General features: G+C 56.8%; 2 protein-coding genes. One reads left to right on the top strand and one right to left on the bottom strand.

Annotated elements, in window-relative coordinates:
* On the bottom strand, window positions 1-235 hold a 235-nt coding region (locus ACTIDRAF_RS34680; RefSeq protein WP_026066516.1), incomplete at its 3' end, for a hypothetical protein.
* 231 nt (window positions 236-466) lie between these two features.
* On the opposite strand from ACTIDRAF_RS34680, the gene ACTIDRAF_RS33280 reads away from it, so the two are divergent.
* The coding region (locus ACTIDRAF_RS33280; RefSeq protein WP_085944904.1) for a DUF397 domain-containing protein at window positions 467-595 on the top strand (129 nt) is incomplete at its 3' end.

The raw sequence follows: 595 nt of genomic DNA, 5'->3' as shown, positions 1-595 counted from the left end.
CCGCCTGCTCGTCTCGGCTTCCCTCCCACGGGGTGAACGTGCCTCCCCGTAGGCTCCCGGGTGTGATCCTGCCTTCGCGTACGAGTCCGGCTGCTATTCGACCTGCCCGGCTGATCTGCTGGTCCCAGGGAACCCCGCCCACGTCGACCAGTATGCCGATTATCGCGGTCATCGAAAGGTAGTCGATTTCGGCAAGATCGCATATGGATTCGCGGACCTCGTGGTCAATGTCCATCTGGTTCGTTCCTTGCTGTGACGTGCGCTTCGAAAAAATTTCTGTGCGCATCCTTGATGTCTAGCGTGGGCTTGTTCTTCGTTGATTTCGTAATGCCCCGTAAGTCAACAGTGGTCCCGTCGGAATGTTCCAGCATCATGCCGCCGTGAGTGTGGCGTGCAACCTGCTGTGCGCGCTAGTATTGAGTTTAGTTGAATCCGTAACTCCGATGAAGAAGGCGGCACGGGAACTGTGAAAGAATTTCAGTGGCGTAAGAGTAGTTACAGTGGAGGGTCTGCCAACTGTGTTGAAGTGGGGATATCCACCGGTCTCGCGGCTGTCCGTGACACCAAGAATCGTGACGGTGGGACGCTGGTCGTC

This window comes from Actinoalloteichus spitiensis RMV-1378 (assembly GCF_000239155.1).
Lineage (GTDB): Bacteria > Actinomycetota > Actinomycetes > Mycobacteriales > Pseudonocardiaceae > Actinoalloteichus_B > Actinoalloteichus_B spitiensis.
This window is presented reverse-complemented; position numbering and strand designations above follow the sequence as displayed.